The following is a 24,393-nucleotide window of genomic DNA, read 5'->3' on the forward strand; positions in this document are numbered from 1 at the left end:
TCCGGAGTTCTGACGGTTCACGCTCTGTTCCGAGTGCGTAACACTGTCGAAGAATCCGGTCCGACCTCTTGACCGATGATGCGGGCATGCGGTTCGATCTCACCATCGACCGCGCTGTGGGCGGTGGACTCCCGGTTCTGACGAAGGGCAACACGATGCGCACCAGATTCCGTTCCTTACGCTGTCTGTCGGCCTGTCTGCTGGCCGGGGCACTGGTCGCGGCAGGCTCCATGGGCGGGGCGGGGGTGGCGCGGGCCTCCGGCGGCGATGACGTCGCCGAGTCCTCGGCGTCATCCGCGCCGGCGGCCAAGGGCAATGTGCTGCGCATCGCCACCTCCGGATTCGTCGACTCCTTCAACCCCTTCACCTCGATCTACCTGCTGCCCACCAACTCGATCCGTTACATGTACGAGTCCCTGGTGGCCAACGATCAGAAGGACGGCTCCCCGACGAAGGGCCTGGCCGACTCCTGGAAGGCCACCGAGGGCGGCAGGACGTGGACGTACACCATGCAGGACGGCCTGACGTGGTCCGACGGGAAGCCGATCACCTCGGCCGACGTCAAGTACACCTTCGACCAGATGCTCAAGAACCCCGACCTGGGCGAGGCCAACGGCAACCTGGTGACGAACTTCGCCTCGGTCGACGCCCCCGACGACAAGACCCTCGTCATCCACCTCAAGACCCCGCAGGCCCCCAACCCGGGCACCGAGATCCCGATCGTGCCCAAGCACATCTGGGAGAAGGTCAAGGATCCGGCGAAATTCGCCAACGACACGAACACCGTGGTCTCCGGCCCGCTGCAGCTGACCGGCTACAAGGCCAACCAGCGGATCACCTTCAGGACCAACCCCAAGTACTGGCGCGGCGCCCCCAAGTACGACGGCGTCCAGTACATCTACTACACGAACTCCGACGCCCAGGTGCAGGCCCTGCGTTCCGGCGACGTCGACTTCGTCACCGGCCTGTCGTCCACCCAGTTCAACGCCCTCAAGGGGGCCAAGGGCATCACCACCCATTCGGGCGTCGGACGCCGGTACACCGCACTCAGCATCAACGTCGGCATGCAGACCCGCGACGGCAAGGCCTTCGGCACCGGTGCGGCGGCCCTCAAGGACGTGAAGGTCCGCCAGGCCCTGCGCCAGGCCATCGACAACAAGACCTTGGTCGCCAAGGTGCTCTCAGGCCAGGGCACCGCCGCCACCAGCTTCATCCCCTCCTCCTTCCCGAAGTGGTCGCTGCCGGCCTCCGATCCCGCGATCGTGAAGTACGATCCGGCGGCCGCGAAGAAGACCCTGGAGGCCGACGGCTGGAAGGCCGGCCCCGACGGGATCCGCGTCAAGAACGGCCAGAAACTCAGCCTGCGTCTGATGGCCGACTCCGGGGAGCCCGACGAGCAGAACGCCTCGGAGTACCTCAAGCCCTGGCTCAAGGCCGTCGGCGTGGACCTGAAGGTCGAGTCCACCGACGCCGACACCGTCTCCGCGAAGTCGATCAAGGGCGACTACGACCTGTACTTCTCCGGCTGGTCGGTCAACCCCGACCCCGACTACCAGCTCGGCATCAACACCTGCTCCAACCGCGCCCAGCGCACCGACGGCTCCGGCGGCACCTCCCAGGACGGCTACTGCTCGGCCGCCTACGACAAGCTCTACGCACAGCAGCGCTCCGAGCAGGACGAGGCCGGGCGCCGGGCCGTCGTCAAGAAGATGCTGGAGCTCAACTACACCGACACCGCGCAGATCGCCATGTGGTACAAGAACTCCCTGGAGGCCTACCGCTCCGACCGGTTCACCGGATTCCAGCTGCAGCCGGCGTCCAACGGCATCATCGCCAACCAGGCCGGATACTGGGGCTTCCTCAGCATCGCCCCGGTCTCCGGTTCCGACAACGACTCCGAATCCCACACCGGCCTGATCGTCGGCGGGATCGTCGCCGCGGTGATCGTCATCGCCGGCGTCGTCTACCTGGTGGTGCGGCGCCGCAGGGCCGACGAGACGGAGTGACGTTTCCATGACGACTGTCCTGCCTCCCGTCTCCTCAGCGATCGAGGAGGCGGACGAGCCGCAACGGGGGGTCCCCGCCACCCGCTACATCCTCTCCAAGGTGGGCGGGGCCCTCATCTCCCTGGTCCTGGTGATCATCCTCGGCTTCTTCCTGTTCAAGCTGATGCCCGGCGACCCGGTCGCCTCGATGGCCAAGGAACGCCCCATGACGGCGGCCCAGATGGCCCAGCTGCGCGAGCAGCTGGGCCTCGACAAGCCGATGATCGAGCAGTTCTGGGACTACCTGGTCAACGTCTTCACGCTGAACTTCGGCACCTCTTACGTCTACAAGCAGTCGGTGGCCGGCCTGATAGGCGCCTACTTCTGGAACACCATCCTGCTCACCGGCACCTCGGCCGTCATCGCCATCGTCCTGGGGCTGTGGCTGGGACAGCGGTCGGCCTGGAAGCGCGGCTCCTGGTTCGACCGGATCACCTCGGGCACCTCCCTGGTGTTCTGGTCGGTGCCGACCTTCTGGCTCGGCCTGCTGCTGCTGATGGCCTTCGGCGGCACCCTGCAGTGGTTCCCGACCGGCGGCATGACCAGCCCTGACCCGCCGGACGGCACCCTCGACAGGGTGCTCGACGTCGCCTCCCACATGGTGCTGCCGGTGATCACCATGGTGGCGGTGGTCTACGCCCAGTACGTCATGGTGATGCGCGCCTCCCTCATCGAGGAGATGAGCGCCGACTACCTCACGACGGCCCGGGCCAAGGGTCTGATGGAGGACAAGGTGCGCAGCCGCCACGCGGTGCCCAACGCCCTGCTGCCCACCGTCACCCTGGTCTTCATGCACCTGGGCGGGCTGATCGCCGGCGCCGTGACCGTGGAGACGGTGTTCTCCTGGCCCGGCCTGGGCAAGCTCACCTACGAGGCCATCAGCGGGCCCGACCTGCCGCTGCTGCAGGGCACATTCGTCGTCTTCTCGGCCATCATCATCCTGATGAACCTGCTGGCCGATCTGGTCTACCGACAGCTGGACCCGAGGGTGAGGACGTCATGACCGCCACCACGCCGAACGACGCCCCCGCCCCTCACACGCCGACCGTCACCCGATCCGCCCGGGCCATGGTCTGGGCGCGGCGGGGCGCCGCGGCCAGGGACTTCTGGTCCCAGTTCCGCCGCAACCCGGCCGGCATGGTCGGGCTGGCGGTGCTGCTGGTGATCGTGCTGCTGGCCCTGCTGGCCCCCGTCCTGGCGCCCGAGCGGATGCTCGACGTCACCCAGCTGCTCGACAACCCCCGCTACGCGCCGCCCTCGGCGGCCCATCCCTTCGGCACCGATCATCAGGGCCGGGAGATCTGGGTCCGGATGCTGTGGGGAGCCCGGGTCTCCCTGATCGTCGGCTTCGCCGCCACCGCCATGTCGATGGTCATCGGCACCATCATCGGGATCTCCGCCGGCCACTTCTCCGGCTGGGCCGGCGGCCTGCTGATGCGCGTCGTGGACTTCTTCCTGGTGCTGCCGTCGCTGATCCTGGCGATCGTGCTGGCCGCGGTGCTCTCGCGCGGGGTCACCACCATCGTCATCGCCATCGGAATCACCTCCTGGGCGGGCACCGCGCGCGTGGTGCGCTCCCAGACCCTGTCCATCGAGTCGCGCGACTACGTGGAGCGGGCCCGGGTGCTGGGAGCCGGGCACTGGCACATCATCGTCAAGCACCTGCTGCCGGCCGTGATGCCGCTCGTGCTGGCCAACACCACCCTGACGGTCGGATCGGCCATCATCTCGGAGTCGACGCTCTCCTTCCTCGGTCTGGGAGACACCACCAAGCAGTCCTGGGGCACCATCCTCAAGAACTCGATGGATGTCTCCGCCGCGACCAGCGGCTACTGGTGGTACGTGCTGATCCCCGGCCTGGCGATCCTGCTCGTGGTGATGGCCTTCACCCTGGTGGGGCGCGCCGTGGAGGGCATCGTCAACCCGACCCTGAGGAGCCGATGAGTCATGCCCGATCTCATCTTCGATGACGTCTCCATCACCTACACCACCTCGGGCCGCCATGACCGCGGCCAGGTGCCGGCGGTGCGCCACGTGTCCCTGGAACTGCCCGCCGGCGGCACCCTCGGGGTGGCCGGGGAGTCGGGATCCGGGAAGTCCACCCTGGCGATGAGCGTGCTGCGGCTGCTGCCGAAGAATGCCGCGCTGACCGGCTCGGTGCGCATCGGGGAGACCGACGTCGCGGATCTGTCCTTCGGCAGGCTCCGCGCGGTGCGCTGGGCCGAGGCCTCCATCATCTTCCAGGGGGCCATGCACTCGCTGAACCCGGTGCACACCGTCGGACGCCAGATCACCGAGGCCCTCGAACTCCACGTCTCCGAGAAGTGGAAGACCGAGAAGGCCCGGGCCGAGAGGGTCGATGAGCTGCTGACGGTCGTCGACATGCCGCGCGAGAGGGCCTCCTCCTACCCGCACGAGCTGTCGGGGGGCCAGCGCCAGCGCATCATGATCGCGATGGCCCTGGCCTGCGAGCCCGACATCATCATCGCCGACGAGCCCACCACGGCCCTGGACGTCATCGTCCAGAAGCAGATCCTCGACATGATCAACGGGCTGGTCACCGAGCGAGGCATCTCGCTGATGATGATCAGCCACGACCTCTCGGTGCTGGCCACCGCATGCTCGCGGATCGCGGTGATGAAGGACGGCGAGCTGGTCGAGGTGGGGCGCTCCCACCAGATCTGCCTGGAGCCGCGCGAGCCCTACACCCGGCAGCTGGCCTCCGCCTTCCCGACCATCGGGGATCCGGCGTCGCGGATGAAGCCGGTCTCGCGCCACGAGCTCCCGCCGCGCCCTCCGGTCGAGGAGCGTCACGCGATGACCGACGAGGTGCTGCTGGAGGCCAAGGGTCTCAACGTCACCTACCGCACCGGCAGGGCGACGGTGCGTGCGGTCCGCGACGTCGATCTGGAGATCCACGCCGGGGAGATCCTCGCACTGGTGGGGCAGTCCGGATCCGGGAAGTCCACCCTGGCCCGGACGGTGCTGGGCCTTCAGTCCGCCGACGACGGCTCGACCATCGCCTTCCGCGGCAGGAACCTGCCTCACAAGGGCAAGGAACTGAGGGACTTCCGGCAAGAGGTCCAGATGGTGCTCCAGGACCCGTCGGCCGCCCTCAACCCGAAACTCAGCGTCTACGAGTCGGTGGCCGAGGGGCTGCGCGTCCAGCACTACCAGGGCGATGAACGTGAGCGGGTCGCGGCGAGCCTGCGGGCCGCCGAGCTCACCCCGCCCGAGAAATTCATGGGGGCCATTCCCCAGGAGCTGTCGGGCGGCCAGCGTCAGCGCGTCGTGATCGCCGGAGCCCTGGCGGTCGGCCCTCAGGTGCTGGTGGCCGACGAGCCGGTGGCCTCCCTGGACGCCTCGGTGCGCGGCGAGATCCTGGCCCTGCTGCTCTCCCTGCGGGAGCGCCTGGGCCTGTCGGCCCTGGTGATCACCCACGACCTGGGGCTCGCGTGGAACATCGCCGACACGGTGGCCGTGATGCACCGTGGGCGGATCGTGGAGCACGGGCCCACAGAGGAGGTCCTGCTGCGCCCTCGGGATGAGTACACCCGAACGCTTCTCGATGCCGCCCCGAGCATCCATGACGAGGAGGTCGCATGACGTCCGGCTCCCCGCCGGTCGGTGGGAGCACCGGGGGGAGGGTCGTCGGAGGATGCGGCGGGGTGGACGACGCCGCGCTGCGTGCGGCGTTCCTCGACACCGCGCCGCTGGCCGCCGGGGATGTCGTCCACCTGGTGGGGCCCTCCTCGCCCAGCACCCCCGAGAGCGTGGAGCGGGCGGTCGGGTACCTGGAGGGGTACGGCCTGAGGGTGCGGACGGCGCCCCACATCCTGGCCCGCAACGACCGGATCGAGTTCCTGGCCGGCACCGATGAGCAGCGTCGTGACGATCTGGTGGCCGCCTGGACCGATCCCGAGGCCGCCGCGGTGATCTGCGTGCGCGGCGGCGACGGTGCGATGCGGCTGCTGGACGGCATCGACTGGCCGGCAATGCGAAGGGCCGCCCTGCGCCGGGACGGGCGCCCGAAGCTGTTCACCGGATCCAGCGACGCCACCGCGATCCATGAAGCCCTCCGGTTCCACCTGGGAGTGCCGACGCTGTTCTGCCCGATGGTCGGAAACGACGTCTTCCGCGACTCGGAGATCATCCGCGAGGACGTGGGGCACTGGCTACTGGAACCCTGGGGCGGGCGGTGGGCCGTGGGACCGGAGGCCGAGGCGATGGCGCCCGGGAGGGCCGCCGGCGTCTTCCGCGGCGGGAACCTGTCACGGGTCGTGGGTGCCCTCGGCGCGGTGGAGGCCGGGGTGGTGGAGGCCGGTCCGCCACCGGCCGGTTCGGCACCGGAGATCCTCTTCCTGGAGGACATCGGGGAGAACATCTCCCACCTGGACGGGTTCATGGTCCAGCTGGTGCGCAGTGGCCGGTTGGAGAGTGTCGACGGCATCGTGCTGGGATCATGGACCGACTGCGGGGACCTGGGCCCGATCCGGGCCATGATGGCCGACCACCTGTCCGGCCTGGGGATTCCGGTGCTGTGGCAGCAGGGATTCGGCCACCACCCGGATGCTCTGAGCATTCCGCTGAACGTCCCCGGCGTCCTGGATCTCACCGACCCGACCGTGGAGCTGCGGGTCGCTCGGGCCGGCGAGCCGGCGGCTGTGGGAACCGGTGGCTCGTGATGGCCAGGGGGGAGGGGCTCGACTCGGCCGACCGGCGCCTGCTCGCCGTGCTGGCGGCCGACGGGCGGGCGAAGCTGTCTGCGCTGGCCGAGGCCACCGGCATGTCGGTCTCCACCGTGCAGGCCCGGGTACGCAGACTCGAGGACGCCGGCGTCATCACCGGCTACCGGGCTGTGGTGGACCCTGTTGCGGTGGGCCGGCCGATGTCGGCCTTCGTCGAGATCTATGCCGAGCCCGAGGAGGACGAGCAGGTCCCCGGGATCCTCGAGGGGATCGAGGATGTCACCGCGTGCTGGTCGGTGGCCGGGGAGGCCACCCACCTGGTGACGCTCTCAGTGGCCGACGCCCAGGCCCTGGACCACGTCCTCTCCCGAATTCGTGCGGCGCTGCGGACCCGTACCCGCACCACGATGGTGCTGCGCATCCATTTCGAGCGGTCGGTGACCACCATGACGCCCGAGAGTTGAGGTCCGCGCCGATTTCGGGGTGGTCGTCGGACGAATTTCCCGCTCAACGGGGGTTCTCGTCGGCAGCGGGCCGAAAATGGCTGTTGAGTGGGAAATCCGTCCGCCGCGTGGCTCTAGAGTGAGAATCTGCCCGTCGAACCGCCACCTGAGGACCCCCAATGCCCGTCGTTCTGCCCAATCTGGACCCCCGCATCACCTGGTCGATCCGGGTACTGGACGCCACCACTGCGCCCGATCCGGATGTGCTGGCCGAGCACACCCCCGAACAGGTGTGCCGCACGGCCAGTGTGGGCAAACTCTTCCTCCTGGTCGAGGTGGCGAACCGTCTGGTCGACGGGAGCCTTGACGCCACCGACCGGATCGAGATCCCCGACGAGCTGCGGGTGGAGGATTCCGGCCTGCTGTACCGGATGCTCGACCAGCACCTGACGGTCGCCGACGCCGCTCTGCTGGTCGGCGCGGTGAGCGACAACCTGGCCACCAACGCCCTGGCCCACCTGGTCGGCCTGGACGCGATCCACGCGGTCGCCGAGCGGCTCGGCTACCACGACACTCTCATGCTCGACTACATCCGCGACGAACGGACCCCCGACCTCCCGTGGACCACCTCCTACGGCTGCGCCCGCGAGCTGGCCGATCTTGCCCTGAGGCTCGGCGAGGGTCCCGGTGACACCCCGGGCGCCGACCTGCTGCCGGAGGAGGTGCGCTCCAAGGTGCTCTCCTGGCTGGCGGCCGACACCGACACCTCGATGCTGGCCGACTCCTTCCTGCTCGATCCGCTGGCCCACGTCGCTCCCGAGTACCAGGGGATCGTGCTGCGCCACAAGACCGGATCGGTGAGCACCGCCAGGATCGAGGTCGGCCACGCTGCGGGGCCGGCCGGGCGCGTCGCCTATGCGATGGCCGCCAACTGGTCCGAGGCGGACGGCGATCTGCGGGCCGTCGCGATCGACGCGATGCGGGCGACGGGAGAGCGGATCCGCGCCCACATCACGGGAGTGGCCCGTGACGGCTCACCGCTGGAGGGCCGGACGGCCGAGGTGACGGGGGAGCGCCGATGACCGCGCTGGTGGCACACTGCGAGCCGGTCTCGGGGCTGGAGTGGACCGTGCTGAGCGGGGGGCGGCGCGAGGTGATGACCGCCCTGGGGGCCGAGCACTCCGGGGCGATTGCCGCCTGGCGGGGGACGGACGCCTGGCGGGAACTGGTGGGGCGGGCCGAGTCCTCCCGTCGGCGCCCGTTCGACGCCGTGGTGGCCTCCACCCGTCGGCTGCTGCCCGTCGAGTCCGCCGAGCTGGGCTGGCTGGCCGAGGGGGCCGGAATCCCCGAGGCCGAGCTGTGGGCGCTCAACCTGCGCGGTGATCTGGGTCGCGACGGCACCGGATGCTCCGACCTGTGCACGGCGGGCGGATCCGGGCTGCTGATGGGCCACAACGAGGACGGCGACGGCGGGCTCGCGGGACTGGTGCGACTGGTGACCCTGCGGATCGACGGGGACCCCTCGATGACCGTGGTCTGGTACCCCGGGATGCTGCCGGCCAACTCCTTCGTCACCACCTCGGCCGGGCTCACCTTCGGCATGGACCACGTGCCGGTCCACCGGGCCGACACCGCCGCCGCGGGCCGGCACCTGGTGGCCCGCCACGCCCAGCGCCAGGCCGACGGCGCCCGGGCCCGCGCGGTACTGCGGCATATCCCCTGCGCCGGCGGCTTCGCCTTCGACGTCGCCGACGGCCCGGGACGTCGCGGCGACATCATCGAGAACGCGGCCGGGCGGGTGTCCTCGGCCACTGCCGGTACCGCTACCGCTGCTGCGCCGTCCGGAGAACCCCTGCGGCACACCAATCATCTGCGTCTCATCGGGGCCCGGCGCGCCGGAGCACGCGACGGTGTGGTGGTCGACGACCGCTGGACCGGGGAGAGCCGTACCCGCCTCGCCGCGCTGGAGACGGCGTCCCCGCGCCTGGAGGCGCCTGGGGACGTGCTGGCCGCGCTGCGCTCCGACGGGGTGCTGAACCGCGAGCCGGATCTGTACACCTTCACCAGCACGGTCGTGGATCCGGCGTCCGACCGGATCCTCGTCCAGGGGGCCGGCGAGCCCTGGCGCGGTGTGCTGAGTTCCTTCGCCGCTGGAGAGAGGATGTCGGCATGACCAGATCACAGGACGTGGCGGCCCGCCTGACCCGCGTCGAAGGGGTGCGATGGTCCGCCCGGGCGGTCGACGTCGACTCCGGCCGGACCCTCTTCGAACTCGATCCCGACCGGGTTCAGGACACCGCCAGCGTCGGGAAGATCTTCCTGCTGCACCGTCTGCTGGCCGAGGTCGACGACGGCCGGCGCAGCCTGGAGGACGCCGTGACCAGGCGTCCGGTGGAGTGGATGGACAACTCGGGGCTGTGGTACCTGCTGCAGGCCGACGAGTTGAGCCTCTACGACGTCGCGGCACTGATCGGCGCGGTGAGCGACAACACCGCCACGAACACACTGCTGCGGGTGATCGGCATCGACGCCGTGCATGCCCACACCGTGGCCCTGGGCTACCGGCACTCAGGGCTGGACGACCAGGTCCGCTGGCCCATTCCGCCCGGCGCTCCGCGCACCCTCTCGCACGCCACCGCGGCCGAGCTGGTGCAGTTCTGCACCCGTCTGGTGAGCCGGGCGGACCTGTCGGCGTCCTCCTGCGACACCCTTCAGCGCTGGCTGGGGGCGGGTATGGACCTGTCGATGGTGGCCTCGGCCTTCGGCCTGGACCCGCTGGCGCACTACTTCTTCGACCGCGACATCTGGCTGTGGAACAAGACCGGGACGGTCGGCTCGGTGCGCGCCGACACCGGCGTGGTGATGTCGCCGAGAAGGCGGATCGCCTACGCGGTGCTGGCCAACTGGGACCGGAGCGCGGATGATCCGCGCGACGAGGTGCTGGCGGCGATGCATGACGCCGGTGCGGCGATCCGGGCCGAGTTGGCCGGCTGACCCCTGGGCCCCGAGGGAGTCTCCGGGGTCATGTGCGATGACATGAGTGTGCAACTATTGAACACGTGCAGAATCTGCGCAATACTGGAGCGTGTCGTCATCCACTGACCTGGTCCGCGACGTTATCGCGACGTTGAATGCGGCCGAGGAGAACGAGGGTCCTCTCGGCCTGGTCGAGGCTCTCGCCGAGGCCCGGGATCTGCTCGAGGAGGCCCACGCCGAGGCGATGGCCGAGGCGGTGGTCGCCGGGAGCTCTGTGAGGGAGGTGGCCAGGGCGGCCGGGCTGGCACCCAACTCGGTGAATCCGAGGCTCGCCCGCACCGGCCTGCTCTCCGGGTACGCCGAATCCGGGCGGGTGGGTGCCGATCAGATCACGCTCGCCAAGCGCGATCTCTCCCGAGGCGACCTGCCCGAGGGAGAAGGGACGATGCGCTTCGTCCCCCGTCGCAGGACCTGAGCGAAGGAGTTCAGCCATGACCGATCCGACCTACACCCATCTCGCCTTCCTGCTCGACCGGTCCGGATCGATGGAGACTATCCGGTCCGACATCGAGGGCGGGTTCGACGCCTTCGTCGCCGACCAGGCCCGCCAGCCCGGGCGCTGCACCGTCACCCTGGCCCAGTTCGACGACAGGTACGAGGTGGTCTACGAGTCCCGGCCGGTGGATCAGGTGCCGAAGCTGGACCTGCGGCCCCGCGGGATGACCGCTCTGCTCGACTCGATCGGCAGGCTGATCACCGACGTCGGCGCCGGTCTGGCGGCGATGCCGGAGGAGAAGCGGCCGGGCACCGTCATCGTCGGGATCATGACCGACGGCCTGGAGAACGCCAGCCGGGAGTGGACCCATCCGGCGATCAAGGCCCTCATCGAGCGCCAGGAGCGCGACTACTCCTGGACCTTCTCCTACATGGGCGCCAACCAGGACGCCATCGAGGTGGGGGCGGGGCTGGGGATCGACGCCGACCGCTCGATGACCTACTCCCCGGGGCACTCCCAGGAGGCGATGACGGGCTACTCGGCCAGCGTCTCGCGGATCCGTGCCGCGCGCCTGGCCGGTCTGGACATCGACGACGCGCGGACTGCCGGGGCCTACACCCAGAGTCAGCGGAACGCCGCGGGCGGTACCGACTGAGCCGGACGAGGCATTGGTGGATCGGGTGGCGAACTCGCCACCCGATCCGCCAATGCTTCGCTGAGGGGCTCCGCCCACGGGCACTGCCCAGGGAAGACAGGGGGAACCCGCCCCGCCGGCAGTGTGACACCACGCGGGGGTTCTGGTCTGCAGAGCCCCATTCACTGCGACGGGACGGGCGATCATGGGCGTCGGACGGGACGCGGACGGCGCCGGCCGACGGTTCACGTCGGCCGGCGCCGGGTCAGATGGCCTTGACCCCCCGCTCGTCGGTCCGGATCCGGATGACGTCGTCGACGGGGGTGATCCACACCTTGCCGTCTCCGATATCTCCGGTCCGGGCGGCATCGCAGATGACCTTGGTGATGGGCTGGTACTCGTCGTCGGTGCTGAGGATCTCGATGCGGACCTTCTCGACGAAGTCGATGGTGTACTCGGCTCCCCGGTAGACCTCGACATGCCCGCGCTGCCGGGCGTACCCGCTGGCCTCGGAGATCGTCATTCCGGCGATTCCGTGCTGTGCCAGTGCGATCTGGATGTTGTCGAGGGCGGACTGCTGAACGATCGCCGTGATGAGCTTCATGCTTTGGCTCCCGTCTTGTCGGAATCATCGGCGGGGGCGGCGGGCACGGCGGGGCTCTGCGGAGACGCCGGCAGCACCAGCGAATCGCGGATCCGGTAGGAGGTGTAGCGGACGTTGGAGAGATCGTAGCCGGCCTCCGCGTGCTCGATGAGGTCGATCCCGGTGAGCTCGTCCTTGGTGGAGATCCGGATACCCATCGTCTTCTTGATCACCCAGGCGATGAGGAAGCTCACGATGAAGCTGTAGGCCATCACGGCCAGGGCGCAGACCAGCTGGACGCCGAGGAGCTTCGCGCCGCCACCGTAGAGGAGGCCGTAACCGTTGGCCTCCAGCGCGGCCGAGTGGCCCAGGGCCAGGTAGTTCTTGTCGGCGACCAGGCCGATGAGCACGGTGCCGACGAAGCCGCCGACCATGTGGACGCCGACGACGTCCAGCGAGTCGTCATAGCCGAAGCGGTACTTGAGGCCCACGGCCAGGGCGCAGCAGACGCCGCAGGCGAAGCCGACGATGCAGGCTCCGAGCGGGGACACCGCGGCGCAGGCCGGGGTGATGCCGACCAGGCCCGCGACGATGCCGGACGCGGCGCCCAGGGAGGTGGGGTGGCCGTCGCGGATCCGCTCCACGATGATCCAGCCGAGAAGGGCGGTGGCGGCACCGACCAGGGTGTTGATCCACGCGTATCCGGCCACCTCATTGGCGCCCAGGGCCGAACCCGCGTTGAAGCCGAACCAGCCGAACCAGAGCAGGCCCGCCCCGAGCATCACGTAGGTGGTGTTGTGGGGGCGCATCGGCTTGGAGCCGAATCCGATCCGCTTGCCGAGGACGAGGGCCAGGGCCAGGGCCCCGGCGCCCGCATTGATGTGGATCGCGGTGCCACCGGCGAAGTCGACGGCATGCATCTTGTTGAGGATCCAGCCGGTGCCGAAGACCCAGTTGGCCGCCGGGAAGTAGCACAGGATGCCCCACGCGGCACTGAAGACGACCCAGGAGGAGAACTTCATGCGATCCGCGGCGGTGCCGGCCACCAGCGCCACGGCGATGATGGCGAAGGCCGACTGGAAGGCGGCGAAGACGAACATCGGGATCGTGCCGACCTCCTGGCCGATCACCCCGTGCATCCCCATGTACTGGAAGGGGTTGCCGATGAACCCCTTGGAGTCGCCGAAGACCGCGGAGAATCCGAAGAGAATCCACAGGACGGCGACCGTTGCCATCGGGATGACCGTCATCATCACCATGTTGAGGACGCCCTTGGCCCGGACCATTCCTCCGTAGAAGAAGGCCAGGGCCGGTGTCATGAGAAGTACGAGTGAGGCACTGGCGAGCACCCAGGCGGTGTCGCCCGCATTGATCTCAAGGAGTGGTGTCATGGGTCACATCCTGGATGACCCGGATTGCAGCACTGTTGGGCTGGCGTTACCGGCAGGTGACAGAATCCCGCCTGGTGTTCCAGCCCTGTGTCGAGGCGATTTCGAGCCCGTTACAACGAGGCTCTAACCAGCGATTTCACCCTGACTCGCACGCAGGCGGGGGTGATCCCGGAGGGCGGGGTCACGAGCAATGCCCGCCGGCCATCCCCTTCGCGACGCCGGGCAGCCGGGCGGAGAGACGATCCAGTGCGGCGGTGCCGCCGGCGAAGCTGCCGTCGGAGGCCACCGCCTCCATGGAGACGGCGTACTGGTTCTTCCCCACAGTGATGATCCCGGTCTGGCGCACCAGATAGCGACCGTCGATGCCGGGGCCCCAGCCGCCCTTGAAGCGGGATCCGGCGAGAGTGCCGAGCCCCCAGCGCTGGTCGGAGGCCACCTGGCCCATCAGGGTCCGCACCGGTGCGGCGTCGGCGGTACACGCCATCGATGCCATGAAGGCAGTCTGGTCGGGCAGCGACCACATCGTCTGACCCAGCACCGAGAAGTCGGGTCGGTCGGTCGTGGTGGCCGGGCGGGTCCGGGTGTCGTGGTGGCGGGCCAGTTCGGCGCCCACCGCCCGGGCAGCCTGGGCGTCAGCCCCGAGGCGGCGGGTGAGGTTCTCGGCAGCCTCGTTGTCGGACCGGGTGAGCGCGGCCCGCACCGTCGAGTCGGTGCCGGTCGCAGTGCCTGCGCGCAGGTTCGCCAGCACGATCGGGATCTTGATCGTCGACCAGGCGGGCCCACCGGTCATGATTCCGGCCGTCCAGGGTTGGGAGGTCGAGGAGGAGGCGCCGACCGGAGACATGGACAGACCCAGCCGGGCACCGCTGCTCCGTTCTGCGGAGGCGACCGCGGAGGTGGCGGCGGCCGGCGCGGGGACCGGGGAGATGGAGCCCGAAGGGGTCTGACCGGCGGTCGGCGGGCTCGAGGCCGGTGTGCTCCATCGCGCCGTCCCGGAGCCCGCGGCGACGGTGCCCGAGGGGGTGGGGGCCCCCGAGCCGGAGGAGCTCGATCTGGCCAGGCGGATCGCCATCACCAGCGCGACCACCACCACAACAGCCACTGCGATCAGTAGTGCGCGACGACGTGCACCTGCCCCTGCGGCAGTGGTGGGCATGCGGCCTCCTGGAGATGGTTGGCGTGGAGCAGAACATGGTCAGCCCGGTTCGGGGCTCCCTATATTCTGGATTACTGAACGGGGCTATGGGCAACCATGGCCATGACAGAGTCAGATGTGAACATGCACAGGTGGGAAAGAGGTGTTGTCGGCGGTGTTCTGCGCACGATGCGGAGCCCGGGTGGGGTCCCAGGAGACGACCTGCCCCAGATGCGCCCTTGACCTGCGGATGTCTGGGGCGGTGCGTCTGACCAATCCCGCGCTGGGGAACAACAGGTACTCCTCGGTGCCGCGGGCCTCCCGGCGTCCACCCGAGCAGCCCACCGATGAGAACGCCGTCACCCGGGTGATGCCCTCCCTGGCGCCCCGACCCGACTCTTCTCGCCCCGATTTTTCCGGCCCAGTGCCCTCGGATCCCGATGCCACGATGGTCCGGCCGATGCCCCAGGGCGGACGCTCCGGTCGGAGTCCCGGCGATTCCCGGACCCGCCCCGGCGAATCGGGCGACCGCCCCGGCGGGTCCGGGGCCGGAATCTGGCGTCCGATCCAGCCGCAGGACGGCACAGCGTCGGGAGGCTCGCCGGAGGGCGACGCGACCCAGGTGCTCCCGTCCGCGGGCCGGCCCCGACCCCAGGCGTCTCAGCCCCAGGCGTCCCAGCCCCCGGCGGCGATGCCGACCCGAAGGCGGCCCCAACCCGGCCAGAAACCGGTGACCGCCACCCCCGCGCCGCCCAGGACCGGTGGCGCCGAGGCTCAGGGGGACCCGTCCCTCCCGTCTGCCTGGTTCCGCGATCCGGAGGTGGAGCGCAGCCGTGACATGCGACGTCAGGGACCCCTCCAGAATCCGGTGTTCACCCCGCCCCCGAGCCCTGAATCGGCCTCCGACGACCCTCCCGGACCGCACAGCCGCAAGCCGCGCAACCGGGCATGGATGGTGGTCTTCATCCTCGTGCTGATCCTGACCTTCATGATCCTGGGCATCGTCGTGTGGTGGATGCTCGGTGGAGCGATGACCTCGGCCGGTTCCGCTCCTGCGGGGTCCATGGTCGGGCAGGTGTGGCCGGGGTCCGCGACCCCGGGCCGGGCCTGATCGGTCCGCCTCGTCGCCTGCCCCCAGGAAGCATTCAGGGCCGCTGGATCCCCCGCAGCACACCGGTCGAGTCGTCCTCTGCCAGATCCGCCCAGGGGCCCCCGACCGCGATCTCGGTGAGGGTGGCCGGGGGATACCAGGAGCCGATCTGGCCGGCGTCGTCCGAGTCGTCCGACAGCTGCCCGGCCAGGGCCGGGATGGTGGGGGCGTGGCCCACCACCAACAGGGTGGCGATCTGCTCCTCGACCTCCGAGATCCGCTGGCGCATCGACTGCACACCGCCGTGGTAGAGGATGTCCATCACCTCCGCCGGGCAGTCCAGCCCGGTGGATTCGAAGGTCTGCCGGGTGCGCAGCGCCGATGAGCAGAGGGCCAGGCCCACGCCCCGCAGTCTCAGTCGCTCGCCGACCAGCTCGGCCTGACGCCTCCCCAGGGCGGTGAGTGGGCGGTCGGCGTCCGTGCCGCCACCGGCGGCGATGTTCGCGGGCTGCGCATGTCGCAGCAGGAACAAGGTGTGCATGGGGACATGCTTACCATCCGGGGCCGGCAAATAGACTCTGCTCATGCCACTGACAGACCTGTCCCTCGACGAGGCCCGTGACTTCTGCCCGGAGATTCCCGAGCCCGACGACTTCGACGAGTTCTGGATGACCACCCTGGACCGGCACGAGGAGATCGGGCTGGACGTCGTGGCCACCCCCTTCGACAACCGCCAGCGCACGGTGCGGACCTGGGACCTGCGCTACGCCGGATACCTGGGCAGCCCGGTCTCCGCCTGGCTCCACGTCCCGGCCGGGGTGACGGGCCCGCTGCCCGTGGTCGTCACCTACAAGGGGTACAGCTCGTCGCGGGGCCTGCCCTTCTCGACACCCTTCGCGGCGGCCGGTTACGCCCACCTGGTGATCGATCCGCGCGGTCAGGGCTGGGCCCGCCCCAATATCGTCGAGAACGCCCCGGACGACGGACCGTGGGGAGGGGGATCGGGCGCCCCCGGATGGATGACCCCGCATCTCGGCGACCCGGCCCGCCACTACTTCCGAAGGCTCTACACCGACGCCTTCCGCGGACTCCAGGTGGCCAGGAGCCTGGACGTCGCCGATCCCGACCGGGTGGCGCTGGTGGGCCACAGCCAGGGCGGGGCGCAGTCCGCCGCGGTCGCGGGACTCGCGGCGATGCGGGGGATCGGGTTGCGGGCGGCATGTGTGGATTCGCCCTTCCTGTCCTGCATCCGGCGCAGCGTGGACCTGGCCTCCGGCGGCCCGTACCTGGAGGTGGTCTCCTATCTGCACGCCCATCCGGGGCTGGTGGGCCGCGCCTTCGGGACCCTGGGAATGTTCGACGTGGTGCATTTCGCCGCGCGGGCACGCACCAGGGCGTTGTTCTCGGTGGCGATGATGGACCCGGTCTGCCCGCCGTCGACCGCCTGGGCGGCCTACAACCACTGGGGCGAACGGACCCCCGGGGTGCTCAAGGACATCAATGTCTACCCCTTCGCCGGTCACGCCGCCGGTGAGGAGGTGCAGACCTGGAATCAGCTGGGGCTGCTGGCGCAGATGTTCTGAGGACAGCGCGCATTCTGCTAGCTGGAGCCCGGGTTTCTGTCAGGATCGTTCGAAATGCGCCTTCCAGCGAGTGATCCGCGCAGCGCCGGCGGATCAGGGCTTCACGGCGACGGCCAGGTCGCGCTGGATGGAGGAGTCCACCCGATGCGAGAAGTGCGACCACGCCGGCCCGTCGAGTGGCTCCAGCCCTGCCTCCCCGAGGAGATCGAGCAGGTCCTCCCGCGACAGGCCGTGGGTGTTCCAGGACAGGCCGAGGGTGCCGCCGCGTCGGAGCTGGCCGGCCCAGACGGGGAGGGCCTCGGCGAGCAGTGCGGCGGGGGAGCGGTCCTTCCCTCCTCCGGTGTGGGAGCCGTGGACGACGCCGTAGGGGGCGTCGGTGACGATGGCGTCGAAGGTCCTGCGGCCCCACAGCGAGCCCGAGTCGCGGGTGTCGCCGGTGAACACGCCGATGCTCAGGGGCTCTGCTCCGGGCAGGCGCAGTTCGGCGTCGAAGCGTCGGCCGATGGCGCGTCCCTCGCGGCGGACCTTGGAGGTGCGGGCGGTGTGCTTGAGGCGCTTGCGGCGCAGCCAGGTGGACAGGTGGGCGGCCATCGCCTCGACGGCCCTGGCGTCGTCCTCGACCCCGAAGCCGTTGTGCCCGGCCAGCCAGCAGGTGGTCAGCGTGGTGCCCCGGCCGCACATCGGGTCGAGCACCGACAGCCGTTCACCGGTGTCGCGGCGGGCGGCCGGGGAGCCCTGGAGGGACGCCAGGGTGACATTGAGCAGCAGCCGGGTGAACTGCTCATTGGTCTTGCCCTGATACTTCGGGATGGTCACCAGGTCGTCGTCGACGACGTCGGTGGCGGGCAGGGCGACGGGGCGCAGCAACTCGCCCTCGCGGATGAAGCAGGCCATCGACGCCGAGGCCCGGGACAGGGCCTCCAGGCGGTTCTGGGAGAGGTCGTCGACGTCGAGTTCGAGGTAGTCGATCCCGGCCACGGCGACCTGCCGGACGTCCTGGACGCCCGGGCAGGTGAGGGAGATCTCGGCCGCCGACAGTTCCGGAGCCTCTCCGGCGTAGACGTGGTTGGCGGACGGGGCCAGCAGGACCAGGCAGGTGGGCACCCGAGCATTCTTCCACGCGCCGGCCTTCCGGGTCCGAGCGCCTTTCGCAGCCTTCGCTCGGGTCGGAAGAACGGGATCGGGAGTTCGGCGGTCGTCCGCCCCCTCTGGAGAGTTATGCGAGGTTCACGTGGTGGTGCTCGAAGGGGGTGTCCTTGGCCCGGTCGAATGAGGAGTTGATCTCGGCCTCGGCGGGGATGCGCCCGGTCCAGGTGGCGCCCTCGACCGACTTCCCGGGCTCCAGGTCCTTGTAGACGGTGAAGAAGTGCTCGATCTCCATCAGCATGAGGTTGCCGACGTCGTCGATGTCGCGCAGGTAGTCGCGGCGGTGGTCGGCGGTGGCCACGCACAGCACCTTGTCGTCGCCGCCCATCTCGTCCTGCATCTGGAACATGGCGATCGCCCGGCACTCGATGAGGCATCCGGGGAAGGTGGGCTCCTGGAGCAGCACCATCGCGTCGAGGGGGTCGCCGTCCTCACCGAGGGTGCCCTCGATGAATCCGTAGTCGTAAGGGTACTGGGTCGAGGTGAACAGCGTCCGGTCGAGACGGATCCGTCCGGTCTCGTGATCCATCTCGTACTTGTTCTTGGTTCCGCGGGGGATCTCGATCGTGACGTCGAACGTCATGCCCTCGGGCGTTGTGACGTTGAGCAGATTCTGGAAGTCGTCGGTCACTGTCGACCCTCTCTTGTGTTTGGACGCGCGGATGGCGGACACTGTATATCCGGTTCAGAGGAGGGGCCCAGTGGCAGACAGACATCGTCGGCGAGGGTCCCAACCCTTACGGTTCTTGATTCTTGCACTCGTCCTCGCGGTGATCGCTGGAGTTGGTGCGGTGTGGGGCAAGTCTATGCTCACGGCGTCAGGTGTGCTCCGCGACGAAGGAGCCTCGACGATCCCCTCATCCCTGTACTCCCCGACCCCGGCGGCGGGGGGCCCGGGCGGGCGCGGCGTCGTCGCGGCGGCCACTCCGGCAGCCAACTCGTCGACGCCGGCGAACCCGGCCGCGGTGGCGTCGAGGATCGCGGCCGTTCCCACCGCGCAGCCGGGCACCCTGGGGGCCGCCAGTGTCGACCTGGCCACCGGCACCCAGCTGTACTCGAAGAACGCCGACGCCCTTCTGACGCCGGCCTCCAACCTCAAGGTGCTCACCGGCATCTCCCTGCTCAACGTCGTCGATGCCGGCACGACCTTCGCGACGAAGGTCGTGAGATCCGCGGACGCGGCCTCGACGATCACCCTGGTCGGCGGGGGAGACCCGTATCTGCAGGCCACCCCGTCGACGACGAATCCCGAGTTCGCCTCCACCCAGGATCTGGCCAGGAGGACCACGGCGGCCCTCAAGAAGAACGGCCTCACCTCAGTGACCCTCGACTACGACGACTCGCTGTTCACCGCCGACACGTGGAGCACGGCCTGGCCTGCCGGCTACGCCGATCAGGTGACCCATATCAGCGCGCTGTGGGCGAATGAGGGGATGGCCGACGGTTCCGCGACCAGGTCGACGACTCCCTCCCTGCAGGCCGCCACCACTTTCGCCACCCAGCTGAAGGCTGCCGGGATCACTGTCACCGGCACCCCGGCGGCGAAGAAGGCGCCCACCTCGGCCGCCGAACTGGCCAGGGTGGAGTCCGCCCCGGTGGAGACGCTGCTGAAGACGGCGCTGCTGCACTCCGACAACTCGGCCACCGAGGTGCTGGGCCGCCAGGCCGCGCTGGCCGCCGGGAAGCCGGGCAGCTTCGCCGGCGCCACCGCCACTGTGCAGGCCCAGCTCACCAGGCTGGGCGCCTGGCAGCAGGGGGCGGTGCTGCAGGACACCTCCGGCCTGTCGCGCGGCAACCGGGTGAGCGCCACCATGCTGGAGAAGGCGTGGCGGGCGGCGCTGACCACCCGGAGACTCCAGCCGATCGCCGACGCCGTGCCGGTGGCCCAGGTCTCCGGCTCGCTGGCCAGCCGCTTCGGGGACGCCGCCGACGTCGCGGGGCGCGGCGTCGTCCACGCGAAGACCGGCACCCTGACCGGGGTGTCCTCCCTGTCGGGATGGATCCGCACCGCGGACGGACGGGTCATCGTCCAGGCCTTCCTGCTCAACAACTCCGCCGACGACTCGGCCTCCCACACCTGGCTGGACGCCGCCTGGTCGGCGGTCGCCTCCTGCGGGTGCTGATGGCCCGCAAGGAGCTCGGCCCGCACGCCCTGGAGGTCTCGCGGGCGGTGGCCCGGATGATCGACGGCGTGCCCCGGGCGGTCGTCGGATGCTCCGGAGGCCCCGATTCCCTGGCCCTGGCACTGGGCGCCCGGTGGGCGGCCCGGCGAACCGGCACGACGCTCATCGCGGTGGTCGTCGACCACCAGCTCCAGGAGGGATCCGCGCAGGTGGCGGCCGAGGCCGCGGAGACGGTGACCGAGCGGGGCATCGAGGCCCGGGTGGTGACCGTGGACATCCCCGGCGGCCGCGACGGACAGTCCTTCGAGTGTGGACCGGAGGCCGCCGCCCGTACTGCCCGGCGCGCCGCCCTGTCGCAGGTCGCCGGCGCCGATCCGGTGCTGCTGGGCCACACACTCGACGATCAGGCCGAGACGGTGCTGCTGGGGCTGGCCAGGGGATCGGGGACGGCGAGTCTCGCCGGGATCAGGCCTCGGGCCGGCAGGTTCTGGCACCCGCTGCTGGGGGTGCGCCGGGCCACCACGCGGGCCGCCTGCCGGGAATGGGGTGTGACGCCGTGGCAGGATCCGCAGAACGCCGACCCCGCCTTCCTGCGCTCCCGGGTGCGCCGGGAGACGATGCCGATGCTGGAGCGCGGCCTGGGACCGGGCATCGCCGAGGCGCTGGCCCGCACGGCGTCCCTCCTCCAGGGGGACGAGGAGATCCTCGACGCGATCACCGGCGACTGGCTCGAGTCGCAGGGGGCCGATACCGGCCACCTTCCCCTGCAGCCGCTCGCCGCGGCGCCGACCGGCCTGTCGCGCCGGGTGGTGAAGGCCTGGCTGGCCGGGGCGGGCGTGGATGCCTCCTTCGCCCATGTGGAGTCGGTCCGCGGACTGTGCCGGTCCGAGGGCGGCCGGGGGGTCGATCTTCCCGGCGCCCGGGTGGAGCGCCGGGGTCGCCAGCTCGTTCTGGTGGTGGCCGCTCCCACGCGCTGAGGCCACCTCCGACCACCCGCGACCCGGGGTGCCCGAGGCGGGTAGGCTGCCGCCGTGCGAGCTGCTGATCTGTCAGACGACCTGGAACGAGTTCTCTACACCCAGGAGGAGGTGGCGGGCCGGATCGACGAGATGGCCGCCGCCATCGACCGGGACTACAAGGGCCGCGACCCACTGCTGGTCGGCGTGCTCAACGGCGCGGTGATGACGATGGCCGACCTGTGCCGCGCGATGACCAGCCACTGCCAGATGGACTGGATGGCGGTGTCCTCCTACGGGGCCGGCACGAAGTCCAGCGGCGTGGTGCGGATCCTCAAGGACCTCACCACCGACATCGATGGCCGTGACGTCCTCATCGTCGAGGACATCATCGACACCGGGCTGACGCTCTCCTACCTGGTGCAGAACCTGCGCACCCGCAACCCCGCCAGCCTGGAGATCATGGCGATGTTCCGCAAGCCGGAGGCGGCCGGCTCCGCGGTCGACGTCAAGTACGTCGGCTACGACATCCCCGACGAGTTCGTCGTCGGATACGGCCTCGACTACGCCGGGCGCTACCGCAACCTCACCGACGTCGCGACCCTCAGGCACGAGGTCTACGAGGCCTGACGCCATCGCCCGCCTCCGTAGCCGTGACGGAGGCGGGCAGGTCAGAAGGGGCAGGGGCTTCGGGGAGGCGGCGGCACATGCCGGTCGCGAACCCGGGCGCAGGTCGGGCGGAGGAGCTGGGGCGGCGCTGGTAAGGTCAGTGGCTGACCCTCACCGTCCCGGCTCTAGGCAGTACATGAAAAACGCGTCGCGTATATTCCGCGGTCCGCTGTTGTGGATCCTGCTTGCGATCATCGCCATCATCACGGTACTCAATCTCACGAGTTCCATGGCTGGCGCCAAGGATATTCCCACATCGCAGGCCATCTCCATGATCAACGGGACGGACAAGCTCAAAGAGGTCGTCCTGACCGACGGCGATCAGACCATCCAGATCACCAATTCCAAGGGCGAGCAGTTCCGTTCGTACTGGGTCGGCGATCAGAGCGACCAGATCATCAACCAGCTGAACGAGCGGGTCGAGAACAAGACCATCGGCACCTGGAAGGGCGAGAACCCCCAGCCCAGCGTGTGGAAGTCGCTTCTGGTCAACATGCTGCCGTTCGTCATCATGATTGTGGTGTTCCTGTGGTTCTTCAACGCGGCGCAGGGCATGGGCGGGCGCGGCGGCGTCATGAATTTCGGGAAGTCCAAGGCCAGTGTGGGCACCAAGGACACCCCCAAGACGACCTTCCAGGATGTCGCCGGCGTCCAGGAGGCCATCGACGAGCTCCAGGAGATCCGCGAGTTCCTCTCCGAACCGGCGAAGTTCCAGCGGGTCGGCGCGAAGATCCCCAAGGGAGTCCTGCTCTACGGGCCTCCCGGTACCGGCAAGACACTGCTGGCCAGGGCGGTCGCCGGCGAGGCCGGCGTCCCCTTCTTCTCGATCTCGGGCTCTGATTTCGTCGAGATGTTCGTCGGCGTGGGCGCCTCCCGCGTCCGCGATCTGTTCGAGCAGGCCAAGGAGGCCGCCCCGGCCATCATCTTCATCGATGAGATCGACGCCGTGGGCCGCCATCGCGGCGCCGGCATGGGCGGCGGGCACGACGAGCGCGAGCAGACGCTCAACCAGCTGCTCGTCGAGATGGACGGCTTCGACGTCCACGGCGGCGTCATCCTCATCGCCGCCACCAACCGGCCCGACGTGCTCGACCCGGCACTGCTGCGCCCCGGCCGCTTCGACCGCCAGATCGGCGTCGAGGCCCCCGACATGGAGGGGCGCGTCAAGATCCTCCAGGTGCATGCCGAGGGCAAGCCGATGGCCGACAACGTCGATCTGGCGAGCATCGCCCGGCGGACTCCCGGGATGACCGGCGCCGACCTGGCCAACGTCCTCAACGAGGCCGCCCTGCTCACCGCCCGCAACAACCTGCCGGTGATCGGCAACGGAGAACTCGACGAGGCCATCGACCGGGTGATCGCCGGGCCCCAGAAGAAGACCCGGATCATGGACGACCACGAGAGACTCGTGACCGCCTACCACGAGGGCGGGCACGCGCTGGTCGCCGCGGCGATGCCGGGCACCGATCCGGTGCAGAAGATCACGATCCTGCCGCGCGGCCGGGCGCTGGGCTACACCATGGTGATGCCCGACGCCGACAAGTACTCCCAGACCCGCGGCGAGCTGCTCGATCAGATGGCGTACATGATGGGCGGGCGGGCCGCCGAGGAACTCATCTTCCACGATCCCTCGACCGGAGCCTCCAACGACATCGAGAAGGCCACCAAGGTGGCCCGCGCGATGGTGACCCAGTACGGCCTGTCGGCCAGGGTCGGCACCGTCCAGCTGGGATCGGGGGATTCCGAGCCCTTCCTCGGGATGACCGCAGGCCAGGACCGCGACTACTCCGAGCAGACGGCGTCGGTGGTCGACACCGAGGTGCGCCAGCTGCTGGAGACCGCCCACCAGGAGGCCTTCGACTGCCTGGTGGCCAACAGGCCCGTGCTCGACGAGCTGGTGCGTCAGCTCTTCGCCAAGGAGACCCTCTCCAAGGCCGAGGTGGCCCACGTCTTCGAGGCTCTGCAGAAGTGGCCCTCGCGCGGCTCCTTCACCGGCTCGGACAAGCGGATCCCCTCGACGATCCCCCCGATCACTCCTCCGGCGGTGGCCTCGCCCGCCGATCCCCAGGGTGCGATCGGCACGGGTGCGGGCTCCGGCTCCGGGGAGGCAGCGCCGGCTGAACAGTCCGCGTCGCCCGCTCCGGCGGGTCCATCGGCTTCGGCGGATTCCGCCGCCGGGCAGGATCCGGCCGCCCAGGATCCGGCTCCCGGATGGCATGCGCCCACCGACTGGGCGCCGCCGGGCTGGGATCCGAAGTCCGCCGGCTCCGGCGGCGACGGCCGGACGGGGCACGACGGCGGCGAGAATCCCGACGATCAGGGTTCCCAGGACTCCGGCGGCCAGGGCTCTGGTGGGCAGAGCCCGTGGGCACCGAAACAGTGATCGTCGCCCTGAGTGCCTAGGATCGGCGTGTGACCACCGGAGAGACGCAGAT

23 protein-coding genes are annotated in these 24,393 nt (G+C 69.7%); 17 read left to right on the forward strand and 6 right to left on the reverse strand.

Annotated features, from left to right (window positions below; all coding sequences use genetic code 11):
- The first annotated feature begins 86 nt into the window (after nucleotides 1-86).
- The 11 genes from JS278_RS03180 (at nucleotide 87) to JS278_RS03230 (ending at nucleotide 11,303) form a co-directional block, all read left to right on the forward strand.
- Nucleotides 87-2,006, forward strand: coding sequence for an ABC transporter substrate-binding protein (locus tag JS278_RS03180; RefSeq protein ID WP_245935181.1), 1,920 nt, complete (start codon nucleotides 87-89; stop codon nucleotides 2,004-2,006).
- Between the two features lie 7 nt (nucleotides 2,007-2,013).
- The gene (locus JS278_RS03185; RefSeq protein ID WP_114043932.1) at nucleotides 2,014-3,048 is read left to right on the forward strand and encodes an ABC transporter permease; all 1,035 of its coding nucleotides are present in this window, start codon (nucleotides 2,014-2,016) and stop codon (nucleotides 3,046-3,048) included.
- Entirely contained in the window at nucleotides 3,045-3,989 is a 945-nt protein-coding gene (locus JS278_RS03190; protein ID WP_114043933.1) for an ABC transporter permease, read from the forward strand. The genes JS278_RS03185 and JS278_RS03190 overlap by 4 nt, the downstream gene beginning before the upstream one ends.
- Nucleotides 3,990-3,992: 3 nt before the next feature.
- Entirely contained in the window at nucleotides 3,993-5,651 is a 1,659-nt protein-coding gene (locus tag JS278_RS03195; protein WP_114043934.1) for an ATP-binding cassette domain-containing protein, read from the forward strand.
- The gene (locus JS278_RS03200; RefSeq protein ID WP_114043935.1) at nucleotides 5,648-6,730 is read left to right on the forward strand and encodes a S66 peptidase family protein; all 1,083 of its coding nucleotides are present in this window, start codon (nucleotides 5,648-5,650) and stop codon (nucleotides 6,728-6,730) included. Before JS278_RS03195 ends, JS278_RS03200 begins: the two co-directional genes overlap by 4 nt.
- Entirely contained in the window at nucleotides 6,730-7,197 is a 468-nt protein-coding gene (locus JS278_RS03205; protein WP_114043936.1) for an Lrp/AsnC family transcriptional regulator, read from the forward strand. Before JS278_RS03200 ends, JS278_RS03205 begins: the two co-directional genes overlap by 1 nt.
- 158 nt (nucleotides 7,198-7,355) lie before the next feature.
- On the forward strand, nucleotides 7,356-8,258 hold the full coding sequence (locus tag JS278_RS03210; RefSeq protein WP_114043937.1) for a serine hydrolase: 903 nt from the start codon (nucleotides 7,356-7,358) through the stop codon (nucleotides 8,256-8,258).
- A complete protein-coding gene (locus JS278_RS03215) occupies nucleotides 8,255-9,349 on the forward strand; it encodes a C45 family autoproteolytic acyltransferase/hydrolase (protein ID WP_114043938.1) in 1,095 nt (364 codons plus the stop codon). Before JS278_RS03210 ends, JS278_RS03215 begins: the two co-directional genes overlap by 4 nt.
- Nucleotides 9,346-10,170, forward strand: coding sequence for a serine hydrolase (locus JS278_RS03220; protein ID WP_114043939.1), 825 nt, complete (start codon nucleotides 9,346-9,348; stop codon nucleotides 10,168-10,170). The genes JS278_RS03215 and JS278_RS03220 overlap by 4 nt, the downstream gene beginning before the upstream one ends.
- 91 nt (nucleotides 10,171-10,261) lie before the next feature.
- Nucleotides 10,262-10,627, forward strand: a complete 366-nt coding sequence (locus JS278_RS03225; RefSeq protein ID WP_114043940.1) for a hypothetical protein — start codon at nucleotides 10,262-10,264, stop codon at nucleotides 10,625-10,627.
- A 16-nt stretch (nucleotides 10,628-10,643) separates the two neighbouring features.
- Nucleotides 10,644-11,303 (forward strand): vWA domain-containing protein, encoded by a 660-nt coding sequence (locus tag JS278_RS03230; protein WP_114043941.1) that lies wholly within the window; start codon nucleotides 10,644-10,646, stop codon nucleotides 11,301-11,303.
- A gap of 244 nt (nucleotides 11,304-11,547) precedes the next feature.
- Here the strand turns inward: JS278_RS03230 and JS278_RS03235 are convergent, their stop codons facing one another.
- The 3 genes from JS278_RS03235 to JS278_RS03245 form a co-directional block, all read right to left on the reverse strand.
- The gene (locus tag JS278_RS03235) at nucleotides 11,548-11,886 is read right to left on the reverse strand and encodes a P-II family nitrogen regulator (protein ID WP_114043942.1); all 339 of its coding nucleotides are present in this window, start codon (nucleotides 11,884-11,886) and stop codon (nucleotides 11,548-11,550) included.
- Nucleotides 11,883-13,256, reverse strand: coding sequence for an ammonium transporter (locus JS278_RS03240; RefSeq protein ID WP_114043943.1), 1,374 nt, complete (start codon nucleotides 13,254-13,256; stop codon nucleotides 11,883-11,885). Before JS278_RS03240 ends, JS278_RS03235 begins: the two co-directional genes overlap by 4 nt.
- 181 nt (nucleotides 13,257-13,437) lie before the next feature.
- On the reverse strand, nucleotides 13,438-14,412 hold the full coding sequence (locus JS278_RS03245) for a hypothetical protein (RefSeq protein ID WP_147243138.1): 975 nt from the start codon (nucleotides 14,410-14,412) through the stop codon (nucleotides 13,438-13,440).
- Between the two features lie 241 nt (nucleotides 14,413-14,653).
- On the opposite strand from JS278_RS03245, the gene JS278_RS03250 reads away from it, so the two are divergent.
- Complete coding sequence (locus JS278_RS03250; RefSeq protein WP_147243139.1) at nucleotides 14,654-15,502, forward strand: hypothetical protein; 849 nt, start codon at nucleotides 14,654-14,656, stop codon at nucleotides 15,500-15,502.
- 34 nt (nucleotides 15,503-15,536) lie between these two features.
- Here JS278_RS03250 and JS278_RS03255 read toward each other — a convergent pair whose 3' ends face one another.
- Complete coding sequence (locus tag JS278_RS03255; protein ID WP_114043946.1) at nucleotides 15,537-16,022, reverse strand: SixA phosphatase family protein; 486 nt, start codon at nucleotides 16,020-16,022, stop codon at nucleotides 15,537-15,539.
- 43 nt (nucleotides 16,023-16,065) lie between these two features.
- Here JS278_RS03255 and JS278_RS03260 point away from each other — a divergent pair, with 43 nt between their 5' ends.
- Nucleotides 16,066-17,064: an acetylxylan esterase gene (locus JS278_RS03260; RefSeq protein WP_114043947.1), complete on the forward strand. Its 999-nt coding sequence runs from the start codon at nucleotides 16,066-16,068 to the stop codon at nucleotides 17,062-17,064.
- Between the two features lie 93 nt (nucleotides 17,065-17,157).
- Here JS278_RS03260 and JS278_RS03265 read toward each other — a convergent pair whose 3' ends face one another.
- On the reverse strand, nucleotides 17,158-18,168 hold the full coding sequence (locus JS278_RS03265; protein WP_114043948.1) for a TRM11 family SAM-dependent methyltransferase: 1,011 nt from the start codon (nucleotides 18,166-18,168) through the stop codon (nucleotides 17,158-17,160).
- 112 nt (nucleotides 18,169-18,280) lie between these two features.
- Nucleotides 18,281-18,841, reverse strand: coding sequence for an inorganic diphosphatase (locus tag JS278_RS03270; RefSeq protein WP_425451462.1), 561 nt, complete (start codon nucleotides 18,839-18,841; stop codon nucleotides 18,281-18,283).
- A 70-nt stretch (nucleotides 18,842-18,911) separates the two neighbouring features.
- Here JS278_RS03270 and dacB point away from each other — a divergent pair, with 70 nt between their 5' ends.
- The 4 genes from dacB (at nucleotide 18,912) to ftsH (ending at nucleotide 24,341) form a co-directional block, all read left to right on the forward strand.
- Complete coding sequence (gene dacB, locus JS278_RS03275) at nucleotides 18,912-20,333, forward strand: D-alanyl-D-alanine carboxypeptidase/D-alanyl-D-alanine endopeptidase (protein ID WP_114043949.1); 1,422 nt, start codon at nucleotides 18,912-18,914, stop codon at nucleotides 20,331-20,333.
- Nucleotides 20,333-21,310 carry a tRNA lysidine(34) synthetase TilS gene (tilS, locus tag JS278_RS03280; RefSeq protein ID WP_114046087.1) on the forward strand — a complete coding sequence of 326 codons (978 nt, stop codon included), beginning with the start codon at nucleotides 20,333-20,335 and terminating at the stop codon, nucleotides 21,308-21,310. The genes dacB and tilS overlap by 1 nt, the downstream gene beginning before the upstream one ends.
- A gap of 54 nt (nucleotides 21,311-21,364) precedes the next feature.
- Nucleotides 21,365-21,919, forward strand: coding sequence for a hypoxanthine phosphoribosyltransferase (hpt, locus tag JS278_RS03285; protein ID WP_114043950.1), 555 nt, complete (start codon nucleotides 21,365-21,367; stop codon nucleotides 21,917-21,919).
- A gap of 175 nt (nucleotides 21,920-22,094) precedes the next feature.
- Nucleotides 22,095-24,341 carry an ATP-dependent zinc metalloprotease FtsH gene (gene ftsH, locus JS278_RS03290; RefSeq protein ID WP_114043951.1) on the forward strand — a complete coding sequence of 749 codons (2,247 nt, stop codon included), beginning with the start codon at nucleotides 22,095-22,097 and terminating at the stop codon, nucleotides 24,339-24,341.
- Nucleotides 24,342-24,393: the final 52 nt, after the last annotated feature.

The sequence above is a fragment of the Acidipropionibacterium virtanenii genome, assembly GCF_003325455.1.
Taxonomy (GTDB): domain Bacteria; phylum Actinomycetota; class Actinomycetes; order Propionibacteriales; family Propionibacteriaceae; genus Acidipropionibacterium; species Acidipropionibacterium virtanenii.